This is a genomic window from Streptomyces sp. NPDC053079, assembly GCF_044546695.1.
In the GTDB taxonomy this organism is placed as follows: Bacteria; Actinomycetota; Actinomycetes; order Streptomycetales; family Streptomycetaceae; genus Streptomyces.
Map to the genome: position 1 here is coordinate 198,912 of NZ_JBITZJ010000010.1, position 14,472 is coordinate 213,383.

Below are 14,472 nucleotides of genomic sequence, written 5' to 3' on the forward strand. Positions count from 1 at the left end.
CGGCGCCCACCGGACGCGGCTTCCATCTTCGCCACCGCGGACGTTTCGTCCAAGTACTCCTCGGAGAAATCGATGGCGCTACGCATGTCGAGCACATCCCGGACTGTGGCGCCGTTGTAGCCCCAATCAGGACCCTGGTCTCCCACATAGTCGGTCACCAGCAGGTCGGGATTGAGCACTTTCCCGGAGAAGTTCTCACTGTTCATGTGCTCCAGGATTCCGGCGACGGTCCCGGTCAGTGACTTGGTCACCGACATTAGCAGGTGTTGCGTATCCGCTGGCATCTGGCCGGGGTATTCACCGGGGTACGGCCGTTTACCGGGGCGCCTCTCGAAGACCACATTGTCGCGGTGCAGCACCAGCAGGCCGTCGGTCTCCGTGGCATCGATGATCTCCTGCACCGTGGGGGTCGCCGCGGTGCCTTCCAGCCTCACCGGGATGTCGGCGATGCGGTTGTCCATCGCCTCGGTCAGGGCCTTCGTTCGGCCGCTATTCGGGATTTCCTTTACGTCGAGGATCTCATTCACGCGCCGGAACGAAAACTCCCCCAATTTCTGCCAGTTCGCCAGGGTCAGCGGAATTACGGGGAGTGGGGTCGGGGGCATTGATTTCCCCTTCAATTGCTGGCGGATATCGGCCAGCTTGACGCTACAGCGTTCGCCAGGCTCGCGCAATGGAAGTCGTATCACTCATGTGGCCCAGTCCTTTACACCCCCGGGTCGAAATGTTCCTCGAACTGGGTCGCTGAATCAGGCATGCGCCGAATAATGCGGCACCCTTCGTCTAATCATGCGCTTCGGCCAAGGTGTACTCATCAAGACGAAGGCCGTGAGGGTGGTTTTGCTGCCGTGCGCTGGGGGGAGGGAAGCGTGTGCGGAAGCTCACGCTTCCGAGACGAGTTGCACGGGTGTCCGATCGTGGGGCGACGAGCTGTTCGAGCCCGTTGACCGCGATTGAGCACCCGGTGCGCGAGCCCACCAGTAAGCACCAAACCCGACGACCTACCGCGTCACCCCTCAGTTCCACAAGGACGGCCGGCCATTCCCTCCTGTGAGGCGGCGGCCTCTCGGTTTGGCCGGTTCCGTTACTCGTCGATGGAAGCGAGATAGGCGTCGGCACCTAGGAGCGTCGAAAACTCGTTCGTGTCGGATGTCTTGACGCGGAAGAGCCATCCGTCTCCATAGGGCTCAGCGTTGACCAGTTCCGGGGAGCCCTCCAGTGCTGCGTTGACAGCGACGATTTCACCGGAGATGGGGGCGTACGTGTCGCTGGCCGCCTTGACCGACTCAACCGCCGCGCCAACCTCACCTGCGGAGACGCTGGCGCCGACTTCGGGCAGGTCAACGGCGACCAAGTCTCCGAGCAGCTCTTGCGCATGGTCCGTCAAGCCCACGGTGTACTCCCCGTTGCCCTCGTCGCGTACCCACTCGTGTGACGTGGCGTACTTGAGTTCCGCCGGAACGTTCGACATCTCTCTCTCCCGTGTGTAGTAACTGCGCAGTGAGCGGGCTGGATGTACTGGCCCTCAAGCTGCCTGCCCAGGCGTGACAAGCTGTATACCGAGGCGAGTGCCGGTCCACCCACCACGCCCAGAGCTGGAGCGATTCCGTCGGTCCAACTTCGATGACAATCGGTCCGGGTTACCTGCCACAGGACAAGCGCCGAGCCGCGCTCGCGGCGGTCCTGGCTGACGCCCTCGATCTCGGCACCCCGGAGAAGACCGGCCTGTCCATGAGCTGGCCGCAGGACGACACCCTCGTCGCGCTCCGCGAGGACTGACCGCGCCGCTTTACCAGCGCCTCCCGCTCCACGGAGCCGGCGGAATCGGTTCACCGCGCGGGCCGTGCCGCCACCGGAGGTGCTGAGTGCCAGCCCTGGTTGGTTCAGTCCTCGTCGTTTCGGATGATGCCGCCTGGCAAGTGCGGGTCGAATCGGCCGACGCGCATGGCCTCGATGCACTGCAGGACACGGGCGAAGGACGTCAGACCGTACGTGATGTATCGCGTAGGCGAGTCCCCGGAGACGCTTTCACCCCGCTCATTGGGAACGCCGCCCATGATTGCCCAGTACGTTTCACGCGCCTCGTGCTCGGGGTGAGCCGCGATCCATGCCATCTCGACGTCCGACGCGAACTCGTTGGCGCACGTGCAGGTGTACTGGCTCCATCCCTCGACGGGCTTGGTCGGGTCGAGCGCGGCGATCGTGCGTACCTGCTCGATGCAGCGCTCGTAGATGCGGGACAGCTCAGCATTCAGACCTTGGCTCATCAGGTTTCTCCCTCTCTCGCGCCGGGCCGCCCGGCGACTGGTGAACCCTGCCCGAGGCCGCGGTGGAACAGTCGCGTCCTCATGCGCGATTCAGTGGCTCGAGGGGGCGCAATCTATGGCGGACCAGCTGGCCTCGGCCGGGCCGGAGCACCCGTGGCAGGGGCGCAGTTTCATGGCCGGCTGGTCGAGCCGCTGACCGTTGCCCTGGCCGTCCCTGAGAACGTGGTGAGGTGAGGGCCGACTCGGCGGTGGACGCCGGGAAGTGGAGGCACCTGGTGCGCTGGGTGCGGCTGCGTGCCGACATGGCTCCGGCCGACACCCCGCGGTTCGGTGAGGGCAACCGGCCCGGCGCCGGCTGAGTCGAGCCTCACTCACCGGTTACGCCGCGTCAGTTTCTGACAGCACGACCGGTTCCTGTTCCGTTCCCACTCGGCCTCCGTTCGGCGGGCCGATCTGGCAGAGGGTCGGTGACCGGTGCTCCTCCTGCCTCGTTGAGCCGGATGTTCCATGTGCGAAGCCCCGGACCGTGACGTGTCCGGGGCTTCGTGGGTTGGTTAGTGACGGATGTGGATGGTTACCTGAATGCCGCCCGCCACAGCGGCACCGCCTGCAGCCACGGCGAGGGCGAGCGGGAGGGGGCCAGTGAACCCGATGACGACCGCGGTGATGATGCACACGGCCAGGATCGAGGTCTGCGTCCAGGCCAGCGCCGCAGTCACCACCGCCGGCCGGTGGCTGAGGGCGTTTTCGTTGGCAGGGGACACCGTCTGCGATGGGATCGACGGCAGCGGTGCGGGAGCCTGCGGCTCAGATACTCGCCTACGCGGGCGTGGCTCCGGTGGGGTACGGTCGATGTGCCGCATGGATAGGTGTACCTCGTTTCTCTCGGCATTGAGCACTGAGGACACGCAGCCCTGTCGGCACGACAAGGAGGCTCCGGCGCGCCGCCAAGCATTCGCCGAGGGCCTCCTTCGTCTGTCAGGCCGAAGGGGCTTCGATGTCCAACCACGATACGGCCCACCGCTGATACCCGGGGCGCGCGTTGACCGCCGTACGTGAGGTTGTTGGGTAGGGAAGCCGCAGGTCAGAACAGGCTGCCCGCGCTCAACTCGACGGTCGGCCGGATCCACAACCACGCGCCGAATGTGACCGTGGTCACCTGCCGAGAGGTCAATTCACTGGATTTCCGGTGCGTTTGTCCGGCACAGATGGGTGACAACCAATCAGGTGAGGGCTGCAGAGGCGTTGTCGTCCCAGCCGCCGTCGATCTGCATGTAGCCGAGCATGGAGCAGGAGTGGCGGGCCCAGCCGCCCTGTTCGGCGATGGCGTCCTTGCCCTTCTTGCGGCCGGTGGAGGCCAGGCCGATGCGCAGGGGGTGGCCGGTCCAGTCGATCGGGCATCCGGCCCGGCGGGAAATGCGTCTGGTGGCGCGGGTGACGCTGTCGGGGCGCACGCAGGGCACACCTCGGGGTCCTGCTGGCAGGCGATCCGCGCGTTGCGCACGGAGCTTGCGCACGGAGTGCTTGGTCTTGCTGGCACGGCCGCCCCGACCGCTACCTCGGTCAGGGCGGCCCCGCAGCGACTAGGTCTGGCGGCGGCCTGCCGGCGAACGTGCACGGTCACCCGGATGCCGCCGGCGGTGCTGAGGGCTCCGCCGATTCGTCCGCGAGCACTGAGCCGCTCGCGGCCCGTCAGCCCCGGGACAGGCGTCCCACGACGCCCCGCTCGGCCAACGGACACTCGGCGGTCTCCGGGCTGTCGGCCCGCCGTGACCGGCAGCACCCTCCGCCGGCCTTGCGGTCGAGGTCGTCCTCCGTCGCGCTCCAACCCTGGTCGGTGGCACCGGGCACATTGCGCAGGTAGTTCTCGGGGAAGGACAGGCGGGCTGTCCGGGCGTCCTGGGCGCACTCTTCGAGGTCCTCGTCGTACAGGGCGCCGGCGGCCCCCCAGGCGCGGTAGCAGTGGGCGGCCTCGCGCCGATCGCCACGCAGGAGGGCTTCAAGGACCAGAAGGTAGGCGGCGGTGGCATCGCCGATGCCAGCCGCGTACCGCCACCAGAACTGCGCGCCGCTGCTGTTGCTGGCGGTGAGGTAGATCAGGCAGCCCAGCCCGCGGGCACCGGCCGGGTCGATCGGGTGCTCGGCGGCGACGAAGCGACTGGTGCGGCGGCGCACGCTGGGGACGGTGAGCAGGTACCGGCACAGTGCCTGCACGTCGTTCCGGAGCTGGTGGCGTTGCCGCTCCCACCTCTGTGGGGTGTGGCCCTGGGCTGGCCGCGCGGCCAGCTCCGCCCAGGGGCGGATGCTGGCTTCCGCGCGGGTCCGCTCGGTGCGCTCGATGCGTTCCACCAGCAGGTGGCGGTCCTCAGCCTGTTGGAGCAGGACAGGGAAGGGGGCGCGGATCTGCATGCCGCGCAGGATGTCGTCAATGATCACGAGGTTCCTTTCGCTGCGGGGCCGTCGCGGAGCGCGGCGGCCAGGGCCGCCCGGCCGGCCGTCAGGTGCGAGCGGACAGTGGAGGTGGCCAGCCCGGTGGTGTCGGCGATCTCCGGGATCGGGCTGCCGAAGATGTGGTGCAGGAAGACGCAGGTGCGCTGTCGGTCGGGCAGGGCCGCGATCGCCCGGTGAACATCCAGGCGCAGGGCGGCCTGCTCGGCTTCGTCGTGGGGAATGCCGGCGATGGGGCGGACGGTCTCCTCCAGCGCCGCCAACGGCAGCGGACGGCGGTCCCGGGTGCGCAGCACGTCGACCACCGCGTCCTTGAGGATCTTGAATGCGAAGGCGTCGATGCTGTCGCTGGCCAGCACGGCATCCCACCGCGCGAAGATCCGAAACAGCGAGATGTTCGCGGCTTCCAGGGCGTCGTCCCAGGCGAACAGCCGGGAGTAGGCCCATCACGTAGCTGTCGTGCTTGCGCCGGGCGAACGACTCGAAGACGAGCAGCCGGCGGCCCTGGGCATCGGCTCCGATCACCGCCTCCCCGCCGCTCACAGCCGAGTCCAGCAGAGGGGACCGGACCAGGCCGAGCGGGGCACGCAATGACAGACGAGCCTGTCGCAGATCGCCCCCGCACAGCGCGCCAAGCGCGCAGTGCCATCACACACGTTGTGATTCCTTCGTACGCAGGAGCAGGCAGCCTCCCCTGCAGCCCGGGAGAACACGACGCTCTCACCCCCTACGCCGTACCAACCGCCTCCCGCGTCCAGCCCGGAACACAAAAATATTGACGTAACGTCACTGCGCGGTCACCCGAAGTCCGGCATCTCATCCAAGGCCCTGGGCGAAGGCTGAGTTCTGCGCGGCCCGGTGAAGCTTGACCAACTTCTCGGTGGGCTGCAGCCGGGGCCCACTTTCTTGCGGGCGCGGTTGCGGGCGTTGCTGGCGGCGCGGGCTTCTGGGCTGAGGATCCGGGCGACGACGGTCGGATGCCACCGGCCGCCGCTCTTCGTGGGGATGTCGGGGTCGTTGAGGCAGGCGGTGGACCAGGTTGACGACCAAGCCCCGGTTCGGCGAACACCTTCGCGCTGTCCGCCACCCGTACACGGCGGCCTGCTCGATGTTCCCGGCGCTCTCGCCGACATCATCGAGATGGAAACCGGTGACAGGTGCTGGTCCCACGTCGTTGAGGGGTAGCCGGATCATCGGCCGCAAAAACAACGGATATGGCTTGCAAGGAGTCTGAGCTGCCGTGATGCGCACCGTGGCCACTCTTCCTGCCCGGTGCGGTGCCTAGCGTCGCGCCGAGTACCAGGCCGCCAGGACCGAACAGCGCCGGATCCGGCGCCGTCAGGCCCGTGCCCGCCGCCGAGTCCTGCGCCGCGCGGCTCGCCGCCTGGCAAGCATCGCGGTACGCGGCGGGCTCATAGTGTGCGGCACGATCGCCTTCGTCACGGGCTGCATCCTGCTCATCCTCGGCCAGCCGGGCAGCACCGAACTGCTCAGCACCGCTGCGGCAGCCTGGGGCCTGGCCGCCGCGATGGGCGGGAGCAGCCACTGACCGGAGCCGGCACTGCTCCGAAGCGATGCCTGGGCGAGGGGCTGTTGGCCGCTTCACGGAGACCCGTTCGACTGCCCGGGGACGACTGCCCCGTCCACTACCTCAGAAGCCGTTGTGCATCTTCACCATGCGTTGTCTGTTCTGGTGGCTTCCGTGAAAGGAGGCCCAGGCGTCCAGCGCTGTCGGGGTCATTTTTCTGGCTCTGGCACGGAATGTGAGACAGAGCCACGATTCACGCGTCGCCCACAGACGAGGCGGGTGACCGGAGTTCCTGCGTCCCCAGACGGTTCTCGGCGCCGCGGTGCGGGGCATCTTGACGACGGTGTCGGCGTGGAGTCCGGCTGTCCCCGTCGTCGTGCTCGTCGAGGACCCGCTGCTGTCCCACGCAGGCCTCCGGGTGTCAGGTCCGCCCTGGTCACCAAGGTCTGAGGCAGTCCCTCACGTACCGTGCAGTGTCCACGCCTTCTTGATCGTCTACGTCGCGGAAGATTGCTGCGGCCTGAGCCAGTGCCTCACCCATCTTGCGGAACTGCCGGTCTTCATGGAGTAGGCGGCTGAAATTGACCAGTGCCCAGGCTTCCCATCTGCGGGCGTGGTGCTCGCGGAAGATGTTCAGCGCCCTGGCCTGGGCTTCGACAGCACAAGCCAGTAGGTCGTCGTGCTGTTCGTGGCTGCCGTGGTGCTCGAGCTCGCGGCCGAGGGCCGCCAGAGCCTTCGCATCTATGACTGCCGACCTGTTCGAGAGGTGCGATATGGCCAGCACGGTCTTGGTAACGGTGACCAAGTCGTCGAAGCGCCAAATGGAACTGAGGTACAGGCCAACGAACCAGGCGAGCGCCACGCTCCAGCCGCTACGGTCCTCCAGCGGCGGAGCGGTGACCGCGGCCACCAGATTCGGGCGTTCGTCATCGAGCCACTCTTTAGCGTTCGCCGAGCTGCTGAACTGGGGTGCGCCGGAAAATCTGGGCGGGTGGAACGGTGCTGCCCGCATGATGGGGTAGGTCGGCCTGGAATAGACGGCCGCTGACACCGTGCCGATGTAGTACTTGTAGAGGCGGCGGTGGGCCTCCTCGCGGTCGTCGGCGTCAGTGTGGATCTTTCCGATTTCCTCGGCATACAGGCGTACCAGATCGTGCAGCCGCCAACGGCCCCAGGTGCGCCCGGGCTCGATGAGATGGGCACGGGCCAGATCCTGCAGCAGTTCCTCGGTCTCGTAGCAGTCGATGTCGGCCATGACGGCTGCGGCTTGGGTGGATATGTCAGGACCCGCATTGAGTGACAACAGCTGGAACACCCGCGCGTGGAGGGGGTCGAGTCGCTCGTAGGACAGGTCGAACGCGCTCCGCACGGCCCGCTCCTGCCTGCGCAGCCTGTTCAGGCGCAGATGCTCGGCTGCCAGGGCCTGCGCGAGGGATGACAACGGGCGGGCAGGACTGTCGGCCAGGAGGGCGGCGGCGATGCGCAGCGCCAGGGGCAGGTCCCCACATGACCGGGCGATGGCGGCAGCGTCGTCCGGCGAGTCCGCCACGCGGGTATCACCGGGGCCGCGCGCTTCGCGCACAGCCCGATCCAGCATGTCGATCGCAGATGTTTCGTCGACGACATCCAGCTCGAACAGGCGGGCGCCGATATCCAGGGTGATTCGGGAGGTGAGGAGGGTGGCGGTGAGGCCGTCGGTGGGAAGGAGCGGGCGCGCCTGGTCGGCACTGGAGACGTTGTCGAGCACGACCAGGATCCGGCTTCCCGCGCCCGCGAGAGCAGCCAGGGCACTGCGATAGAGACGTGAACGGTCTTGCAGGCCCGGCGGTATGTACTCGGGTGGCATGCCCAGGGCATGAAGGAGGCCGCTCAGAGCCTGTTCGGGCGGCAGCCGACGCTCGGGGTCGTAGCCGAACATGTCCACGAACAGGACCCCGCCGGGGAACCAGTCCTGTTTCTGCAGGGCGCGCCTGGCGGTCTGCACGACCAGTTCCGTCTTGCCGATCCCCGCCAGACCGGCCACCAGCGAGGCCGGCGCCGCCTGCGCTGCTCCAGGTTCGAGAACCTGGAGCAGTTCACCGATCTCCCGGTCGCGGCCGGTGAAGACGGCCGAAACCAGGGGCAGGCCGCTCAGCGCCGGGGTGATCGACTGGGGGAGGTCCACGTTCACGGTGCGCCCCTGGATCACCGTCCCAAAGAAGACCCCGCCGCTGATCCGGTTCTCCACCCCTGCCACCGGTTCTTTACGCGGCACAGGGCCTTGGCCGCTGACCTCTGCCATTCCGCTCAGTCCCGCTGCCCGGGGTCGGCGCCTCCCGGAGGAGTCGGCGGCGATGGCTGAGTGTGGGTGGTGAACGACGCCCCGGAAAAGTCACGGCCCTGGAGAACCGGACCGCGGAAGGTCCCTCCGCTGATCTCGTTACGGGTGTCTCCGCCCACGCTGTGCACCAACGCTGTTGCCTGCGCAAGCCACTGTTGCAGTCCTGCGTGGAAGTCCATGTCCACCGCCGCCCCCATCGCGAGCGCAGCACTCAGGGCTTGGGCCCGCACCGGATCGGCGGGCCGCTCTTCCAGCCGCGCCAGCTCCGCTTCTCCCGGACGCGTTGCCGGGAGCTGCCCGCCGTCCTCGTCACGCTGGAATGGTCGATGCACCAGCACGCCCAGTCCTGCCCACACCTGCCGACCCAGTTCGCCGCCGACACCGCCGGCCAACGAAGCCAGCAGGGCCGCCGATATCGGATCCATGCCCTGGCTCCCTCTCCCCCCGTATGGGTGTCACGAGAGCGGAGACCGCAACCAGCCGCGGCACCAGTTCCGCCTGTGCCACCAGCCACGTGGATTCCGTGGCCGACGAGCCCGAGCCCGCCCAGTGAACGGCCTGTTCGCTCTCAGGCGGGGCCCGCACATCTTGGGTACCCGCCGCGTTACGCCGCTTCGCCGATGCCGTACGCGGATCTGCCCTCCGTCTGACAATTTCCATCTTGTTCCACGCGCTTCCGATACGCCATTGCAGGTCCGGCGTGGCCAGCCCTGGCGTGTCGCCGCAGGTCAGGGCTGCTCCGATGTTTTCTCGGCGATTACTGCTGGGACCCCCTGTGCGACGAGGACTGGGAAACCCCCACTACCCGGACGGCCCCGGCCAGGCGCACCTGGCTGGCCGAAGTCAACGAGCACATCTGCGAAGTACGCACCGGTCCCGGCGCCGGCTCGGTCCCCATTCCCGAGGGCTACCTCCAGGACGCCACCCCCCACGAACGACAGGAGCTTCTCTGCCACCACTGACCCGGCCCGCCCTCGTGCCCTGCGGCCGCTCGCCAGCCGCAGGGCACCGCCATGTCCGCCATTCCGAGAAGGGCCCGAATGCTCCGCCAACAACACTCCCGGCCTCCACGCCGCAGGCGGCAGATGTCCCGGGCGGACCGGATCCAGATCGCCGCAGCCATTCTCAGCGGCACCCTGCCCGCCCTCGCCATGATCCTCAGCCGGTACCTCGGCCACTAGATGATCTGTTCCAAGGGATCGTGGTGGTCACTGGTGGCTAGCATGCGCGGATGTCTTCGGTGAACCTGCGTCACTCAGTGCGTGCGGTCGTCCTCGACGAGGACGACCGCATCCTGCTGTGTCGCTTCGCTATCCCAGACCCGGTCGGCACGGTCGTATGGGCGGCCTCTGGTGGAGGCGTCGAGCTCGGAGAGACGCCGCTCGCCGCGCTCCGCCGAGAGCTGCATGAAGAGGTAGGGCTGGCGGTCGATACGGACCCGCCGCATGTCTGGCACCAGCAAGTCGTCGCGCCCGGACACGCGACTGGCTACGACGGCGTGGTCAACGACTATTTCCTTGTCCGCGCCGCGGCGTTCCGTCCCCGCGGCGCGATGTCCGACGACGAGCTCGCCGCCGAGAACATCGACGGCTTCCGCTGGTGGTCGCTACGGGACATCGCCGACTACCACGGCTCTGAGCTGTTCTCGCCCCGCGACCTCGCCACACCGTTGGCGGCGCTGATCACCAGCGGGGTCCCGGCCAGACCCGTGTTGCTCGGCCTGTGACCCTCGCATCCGACTTGCCCCGGCGCCCGGTCGCAGCCCCTGCCACCAACGCGACGCGGAGCTGGTGACCCTGGCGATGATGCAGGCGATGCTCGGCTTCACCTCCGAAGCCAGATGGCTGCGGCACGCCCGCGCCCACCTGCGGCACAGGTGATGACTGGCCCCCTCGGCGTGGGCACGATGGGCAGCATGGCGAACAATGACGACAGGCAAGCGGCGTTACGCCTCGCTGAGCGGGCCCACGAGGTAGGACGGGTATCCGGACGTGACCCCTGGCGCAAGGCACTGGAGTGGGTCAGCCGTGGGCGGCTCGGCCAGCGACACGGCTGGCAGATTCCACCCCAGTTGGACACACCGTGGCAGGACACGATCTCGCCTCTGCGCAGGGGTTGGCGTGAGCGTGCGGCCAATCTGGATGGCGAGAGCATCTTCAGCGTCGACTACCGGATCTGCCGACACTGCCAACTCGGATGGGTCGAGGAGCCACACACCGACCCGGAGTACCAGCGATGTGGGCTGGCCTCCGCTGGCCTCGCCGCCCTGCGGGCTGACAACCCCGGCTTGGCGTGGCACACCCTCGGCGGCCATTTCGCTGAGGCGCAGGCGTTCTGGATCGCCGTCGGCGCCGACGTACCCGGCGGCTACCAGCAACGCGAACCGTGCCTCCACCTCAACTCCAGTGGGTAGCTCAATGGCAGCAGAAGGCGTCAGAAGGCGCCCGGCCATCAAGCCGGCATCTCCTGTCTGTGCTCCGCTGACCGGAGAAGCGCCATGCCACGATTGTCTTCGCCGATGAAGCCGGGGCCCAGAGCATGCCCTGGCGTTTCGTCTTGGGGCCAGACGTTCGGCGTCGCTATGTTTTGGCGGTGTCGGAAGACGCATCCCCGGGAGGCGGGCTGGTGGCGTCCGGCCTGGACGTGCGGGGGGACGACCGCGCACGTCCCACTCGTCCTCGGCAGAGGGGGGCTGGCCCGGGCACGCGGAGGACGACCGGGCTCTGCGAACATGGCATTCTCCGGGGCTGGCCCGGCTCGGACGCGCAGGGGGTGTGAGTAGTTGGGCGCCCAGGTGCGCGGGCAACACCCGTGCCGTCTGGCTGCTGATGCGCACCGCCCCGGCTCCGATCACCCGCGTTGAACGCCATCACCGGCTCAAGGGCGGGCCGGGCATGTGCCCGGTAGCCTGACGCCACATCGCTTGACAGGATAATCCTGTCATGGTGGCATGTGGGTATGCTGTACAAGACTCCGGCCCTGGACGCCGATGACCACCGTGTGCTCGAAGAGATCGAGCAGATGCGGATGCGCCTGCGCCACCAGCTGCGGGCGCAGCCTCGCTGGTCCGGTCAGCTGCGGCGCAACCTCACGGCTCGCGCGATCGCCGGGTCGAACACCATCGAGGGCTACGCCGCTACCGTCGATGACGTCGAGGCCCTGATGGCGGGCGAGGAGCCGCTGGAGACGGCGGAGCGGACCCGGGTGGAGCTGGAGGGTTACCAGCGGGCGATGACCTACATCCAGGCCCTCGCCGACGCCGGGGAGGGCTTCCGCTATGACGCGGGCCTGTTCAACGGGCTGCACTTCATGCTGCAGGGCCACCACCTCGACAAACGCCCGGGCCGCTGGCGCGACGGCCCGGTCTACGTCACCAGCCCCGACGACCCTCTGGTCCCGGCCTACACCGCTCCGGACTTCGAGGACGTGCCTGCCTTGATGGGGGAGCTGATCGACTGGCTCAACACGGGCGACCTGGACGCCCCCGTCCACGTCCGGGCCTCGATGGCGCACCTGAACCTGGTGAACGTCCACCCGTGGAAGGACGGCAACGGGCGCATGTCCCGTGCGGTGTCCACGCTGGTGTTCGCCCGCGAGGCCGGGCAGCTGCTGCCGCCGGAGTTCTCCTCCATCGAGGAATGGCTCGGCCGTGCCCAGAACACCTACGCCTACTATCGCGTCCTCCAGCAGGTCGGCGGCCCCCGCTGGACCCCCGAGCGTGACACCCACCCGTGGATCCGCTTCTGCCTGGAGGCCCACCACCGCCAGGCCCAGCAGGCACAGCGCCGTACCGACCTGCTCTCCCGCGCCTGGATCCACCTCGGCGAGGCCGCCGAGCGCGACGGCCTGGACGAGCGCGTGGTCTACGCACTGCTGCCGGCCTTCTGGGGATCCAAGGTGCGCCGCACGGTCTACCAGGCCGACGCCGGTCTGTCCGAGCAGCAGGCCATCCGCGACATCCGCGAACTGATTCGCCTCGGCTGGCTCGAAGCCCAGGGCCGGGCACGGTCCCGCTACTACGCCCCAGGCCCTCGCATGGCCAGCGCACAGGAGAAGATCCGGCAGGCCGTCGAGCCCTACGCCGACCCTTACACGCCCCGCCCCTGACCACGGGCGGCCGCATACCATCGTCAGTCCCCAGGCTCCGTAGAGGAGCGTCGTGACTGCGGTCCTCTTACGACCGTGGTGGCCGCCGTGCCCGGCGCCGGCCACGGCCCCAGAGCTGATGCCGCCCACGCCGGGGGACGAGTACGCCGGTCTATCGGTCGCTGTGGGTACGGCGGGCGTGGACGAGGTGCTGCCAGCGGGTGCGTACGGCCTCGGGGCTATCGATCCAGTGCGTGGCGGTGGGACCGGGCAGGCGCAGGCCGGCCATGTAGTGGGCGATGTCGGTGAAGTGGGCGAAGTCGCCGGTGGCGGTGAGCACGCGCAGCCGGTCGATGGTGGCGGCCGGGTCCTGGTCCTCGTTGCGGACGGCGTAGTGGAAGGCGAGGGCGAGCTCTATGAATTGGTGGAGGAAGGGGAGACCTGCGGCGTCGATGTCGGTGTGAAGGTTTCGGGCGCGGTGGGTGACGCCGTCGGGGTCCTTGATCAGGGGTGACGACCTGGCAGGACGAGCGCTATCACCTGCTTCCTCCGCGCCGGGCAGTGACCAGGGTGCGCCAGCGGTCACGGGGGTGGTCGAACCACCTGCCGGTAAACCCTGCAGGGCCGGGACGACGAGCTCGTCGCGGCGCGCGCGGCGAACTGCGGGCTCATAGTCCAGCACAACCGAGGCGCCGAGCCGCTTGGTAGGGAACAGTGCCTTGATGTCACAAAGGAACGCCCATTGGTGCGGCGATTGTTGAGGTGCTTGTACTGCAGCGGAGGATCTTGCTGATGCGATCGATCCGGATCGCCCGGGCGAAGCTGCGCGGTAGCCGAAGTGCGGGCAGCCCCTGGTCCGGCTAGCGTTTTAGCGTGTCCAAAGGAGCATTCCGTAACGTCACTGTGTGGTTGGCCCTCTTTGGCCTCCCCCTTACCGGCATCTGGGCGACAGTGATGGCGATCGCAAGTCAACATCTTGGCTGGGGCAAGGCATACGAGATCATGGTGGGCATTTCTTCGCCAGTTGGCTCACCAGAGCCAGGCTGGGCGTGGAGTGTCTCTCTAGGCGGATGGCTGTTCGTCCCGGCGCTTGTAGGCGGTGTGGCGGGTTCCATGATCGGAGGGAGAATGGATCGTCGACGCTCGCAAGATACCGATGAGATCAAGAATGAAATCATCAACGGCTTCGAGACGATGGGCAGGCCATGATGGCGCTACGCTGCCTGCTAGAGCTTAGGAACGAAGGCGATAGCACCTTCGTCAATCCCTTTATAAATAAGTGCCATCAGGGAAATGACGCCCTGGCGAAAGACTGCTGGAAGCGTACCGTCGAATATGTTTTGCGTAATTGGAAGGCGCTGGAAGGGTTTTCCGTATTCGAGGCAGATAGGGAGGCGGAGAATTTTGCCCGCGACGCGCTGCTTGAGCGTATTAATCTTTACGCGGCCTGTTGCTGGGTTTGCTCAAACCCTGGCAAATTCAACCGATAGTCCCGCGACTATACATAGGTAAGGTCTAATTGTGGCGCGCAATACACCAAGGAAGAAGTCCTCAGGAGAACTGGCCCGTGAGATCGTCTGGCCAGCGCCCTCCAGCTTGGGCAACGCGCCCACAGCGGACATCGACTCCGCTGTGCGGAGGATCGTGCAGTCTGCCAGCGACCGCCTGGCCATGGTGCAGAAGATGCGGGCTGGAATAGGCACAGCGCAGGCACCAAGGGGCACGGGTGTCGTCACGATGCGGGAGCTGCTGGAGAGCGGCGTCCACTTCGGTCACCAGACCCGTCGTTGGAACCCGAAGATGAAGCGTTTCATCTTCACGGA

Annotated in this window: 17 protein-coding genes and 2 pseudogenes; 9 read left to right on the forward strand and 10 right to left on the reverse strand. The window is 67.4% G+C overall.

What is annotated here, in order from left to right; translation table 11 throughout:
• Positions 1 to 2: 2 nt before the first annotated feature.
• Together ACIGXW_RS32765 and gcvH are read right to left on the reverse strand one after the other, a co-directional pair.
• Positions 3 to 605: pseudogene (locus tag ACIGXW_RS32765) on the reverse strand (serine hydrolase); the annotation flags it as partial.
• 479 nt (positions 606 to 1,084) lie between these two features.
• Positions 1,085 to 1,471 (reverse strand): glycine cleavage system protein GcvH, encoded by a 387-nt coding sequence (gene gcvH, locus ACIGXW_RS32770; RefSeq protein WP_399576558.1) that lies wholly within the window; start codon positions 1,469 to 1,471, stop codon positions 1,085 to 1,087.
• Positions 1,472 to 1,623: 152 nt separating this feature from the next.
• On the opposite strand from gcvH, the gene ACIGXW_RS32775 reads away from it, so the two are divergent.
• Positions 1,624 to 1,779 carry a hypothetical protein gene (locus ACIGXW_RS32775; RefSeq protein ID WP_399576559.1) on the forward strand — a complete coding sequence of 52 codons (156 nt, stop codon included), beginning with the start codon at positions 1,624 to 1,626 and terminating at the stop codon, positions 1,777 to 1,779.
• Positions 1,780 to 1,883: 104 nt separating this feature from the next.
• Here ACIGXW_RS32775 and ACIGXW_RS32780 read toward each other — a convergent pair whose 3' ends face one another.
• Positions 1,884 to 2,267 carry a hypothetical protein gene (locus tag ACIGXW_RS32780; protein WP_399576560.1) on the reverse strand — a complete coding sequence of 128 codons (384 nt, stop codon included), beginning with the start codon at positions 2,265 to 2,267 and terminating at the stop codon, positions 1,884 to 1,886.
• A gap of 230 nt (positions 2,268 to 2,497) precedes the next feature.
• On the opposite strand from ACIGXW_RS32780, the gene ACIGXW_RS32785 reads away from it, so the two are divergent.
• Positions 2,498 to 2,626, forward strand: coding sequence for a hypothetical protein (locus tag ACIGXW_RS32785; RefSeq protein WP_399576561.1), 129 nt, complete (start codon positions 2,498 to 2,500; stop codon positions 2,624 to 2,626).
• A 195-nt stretch (positions 2,627 to 2,821) separates the two neighbouring features.
• On the opposite strand, the gene ACIGXW_RS32790 is transcribed toward ACIGXW_RS32785, so the two are convergent.
• The 4 genes from ACIGXW_RS32790 to ACIGXW_RS32805 all read right to left on the reverse strand — a co-directional run bounded on the left by ACIGXW_RS32790 (position 2,822) and on the right by ACIGXW_RS32805 (position 5,146).
• Entirely contained in the window at positions 2,822 to 3,031 is a 210-nt protein-coding gene (locus ACIGXW_RS32790) for a hypothetical protein (RefSeq protein WP_399576562.1), read from the reverse strand.
• A gap of 459 nt (positions 3,032 to 3,490) precedes the next feature.
• Positions 3,491 to 3,721: a hypothetical protein gene (locus ACIGXW_RS32795; RefSeq protein ID WP_399576563.1), complete on the reverse strand. Its 231-nt coding sequence runs from the start codon at positions 3,719 to 3,721 to the stop codon at positions 3,491 to 3,493.
• A gap of 238 nt (positions 3,722 to 3,959) precedes the next feature.
• Complete coding sequence (locus tag ACIGXW_RS32800; RefSeq protein WP_399576564.1) at positions 3,960 to 4,703, reverse strand: hypothetical protein; 744 nt, start codon at positions 4,701 to 4,703, stop codon at positions 3,960 to 3,962.
• Positions 4,700 to 5,146 (reverse strand): RNA polymerase sigma factor, encoded by a 447-nt coding sequence (locus ACIGXW_RS32805; RefSeq protein ID WP_399576581.1) that lies wholly within the window; start codon positions 5,144 to 5,146, stop codon positions 4,700 to 4,702. Before ACIGXW_RS32805 ends, ACIGXW_RS32800 begins: the two co-directional genes overlap by 4 nt.
• 986 nt (positions 5,147 to 6,132) lie before the next feature.
• On the opposite strand from ACIGXW_RS32805, the gene ACIGXW_RS32810 reads away from it, so the two are divergent.
• Positions 6,133 to 6,264 (forward strand): hypothetical protein, encoded by a 132-nt coding sequence (locus ACIGXW_RS32810; protein ID WP_399576565.1) that lies wholly within the window; start codon positions 6,133 to 6,135, stop codon positions 6,262 to 6,264.
• A gap of 415 nt (positions 6,265 to 6,679) precedes the next feature.
• Here ACIGXW_RS32810 and ACIGXW_RS32815 read toward each other — a convergent pair whose 3' ends face one another.
• Both ACIGXW_RS32815 and ACIGXW_RS32820 read right to left on the reverse strand, forming a co-directional pair.
• Positions 6,680 to 8,524: an AAA family ATPase gene (locus ACIGXW_RS32815; protein ID WP_399576566.1), complete on the reverse strand. Its 1,845-nt coding sequence runs from the start codon at positions 8,522 to 8,524 to the stop codon at positions 6,680 to 6,682.
• Positions 8,525 to 8,529: 5 nt separating this feature from the next.
• Positions 8,530 to 8,988 (reverse strand): hypothetical protein, encoded by a 459-nt coding sequence (locus tag ACIGXW_RS32820; protein WP_399576567.1) that lies wholly within the window; start codon positions 8,986 to 8,988, stop codon positions 8,530 to 8,532.
• Between the two features lie 806 nt (positions 8,989 to 9,794).
• On the opposite strand from ACIGXW_RS32820, the gene ACIGXW_RS32825 reads away from it, so the two are divergent.
• The 4 genes and pseudogenes from ACIGXW_RS32825 to ACIGXW_RS32840 all read left to right on the forward strand — a co-directional run bounded on the left by ACIGXW_RS32825 (position 9,795) and on the right by ACIGXW_RS32840 (position 12,670).
• Positions 9,795 to 10,289, forward strand: a complete 495-nt coding sequence (locus ACIGXW_RS32825; protein WP_399576568.1) for an NUDIX hydrolase — start codon at positions 9,795 to 9,797, stop codon at positions 10,287 to 10,289.
• Between the two features lie 46 nt (positions 10,290 to 10,335).
• Positions 10,336 to 10,437, forward strand: a pseudogene (locus tag ACIGXW_RS32830) (IS982 family transposase); the annotation flags it as partial.
• 41 nt (positions 10,438 to 10,478) lie between these two features.
• Positions 10,479 to 10,976 (forward strand): hypothetical protein, encoded by a 498-nt coding sequence (locus ACIGXW_RS32835; RefSeq protein WP_399576569.1) that lies wholly within the window; start codon positions 10,479 to 10,481, stop codon positions 10,974 to 10,976.
• A 545-nt stretch (positions 10,977 to 11,521) separates the two neighbouring features.
• On the forward strand, positions 11,522 to 12,670 hold the full coding sequence (locus ACIGXW_RS32840; protein ID WP_399576570.1) for a Fic family protein: 1,149 nt from the start codon (positions 11,522 to 11,524) through the stop codon (positions 12,668 to 12,670).
• A gap of 151 nt (positions 12,671 to 12,821) precedes the next feature.
• On the opposite strand, the gene ACIGXW_RS32845 is transcribed toward ACIGXW_RS32840, so the two are convergent.
• On the reverse strand, positions 12,822 to 13,235 hold the full coding sequence (locus ACIGXW_RS32845) for a hypothetical protein (protein WP_399576571.1): 414 nt from the start codon (positions 13,233 to 13,235) through the stop codon (positions 12,822 to 12,824).
• A gap of 287 nt (positions 13,236 to 13,522) precedes the next feature.
• On the opposite strand from ACIGXW_RS32845, the gene ACIGXW_RS32850 reads away from it, so the two are divergent.
• Together ACIGXW_RS32850 and ACIGXW_RS32855 are read left to right on the forward strand one after the other, a co-directional pair.
• Entirely contained in the window at positions 13,523 to 13,858 is a 336-nt protein-coding gene (locus tag ACIGXW_RS32850; RefSeq protein WP_399576572.1) for a DUF6313 family protein, read from the forward strand.
• A 474-nt stretch (positions 13,859 to 14,332) separates the two neighbouring features.
• The coding region (locus ACIGXW_RS32855) for a 30S ribosomal protein S2 (RefSeq protein ID WP_399576582.1) at positions 14,333 to 14,472 on the forward strand (140 nt) is incomplete at its 3' end.

What these genes read in the sequence shown, in the direction of transcription:
- ACIGXW_RS32775 (WP_399576559.1), top strand. Translation starts at nt 1,624, where the DNA reads ATGACAATCGGTCCGGGTTACCTGCCACAGGACAAGCGCCGAGCCGCG.
- ACIGXW_RS32840 (WP_399576570.1), top strand. Translation starts at nt 11,522, where the DNA reads ATGCTGTACAAGACTCCGGCCCTGGACGCCGATGACCACCGTGTGCTC.
- ACIGXW_RS32825 (WP_399576568.1), top strand. Translation starts at nt 9,795, where the DNA reads ATGTCTTCGGTGAACCTGCGTCACTCAGTGCGTGCGGTCGTCCTCGAC.
- ACIGXW_RS32820 (WP_399576567.1), bottom strand. Translation starts at nt 8,988, where the DNA reads ATGGATCCGATATCGGCGGCCCTGCTGGCTTCGTTGGCCGGCGGTGTC.
- ACIGXW_RS32835 (WP_399576569.1), top strand. Translation starts at nt 10,479, where the DNA reads ATGGCGAACAATGACGACAGGCAAGCGGCGTTACGCCTCGCTGAGCGG.
- gcvH (WP_399576558.1), bottom strand. Translation starts at nt 1,471, where the DNA reads ATGTCGAACGTTCCGGCGGAACTCAAGTACGCCACGTCACACGAGTGG.
- ACIGXW_RS32780 (WP_399576560.1), bottom strand. Translation starts at nt 2,267, where the DNA reads ATGAGCCAAGGTCTGAATGCTGAGCTGTCCCGCATCTACGAGCGCTGC.
- ACIGXW_RS32815 (WP_399576566.1), bottom strand. Translation starts at nt 8,524, where the DNA reads ATGGCAGAGGTCAGCGGCCAAGGCCCTGTGCCGCGTAAAGAACCGGTG.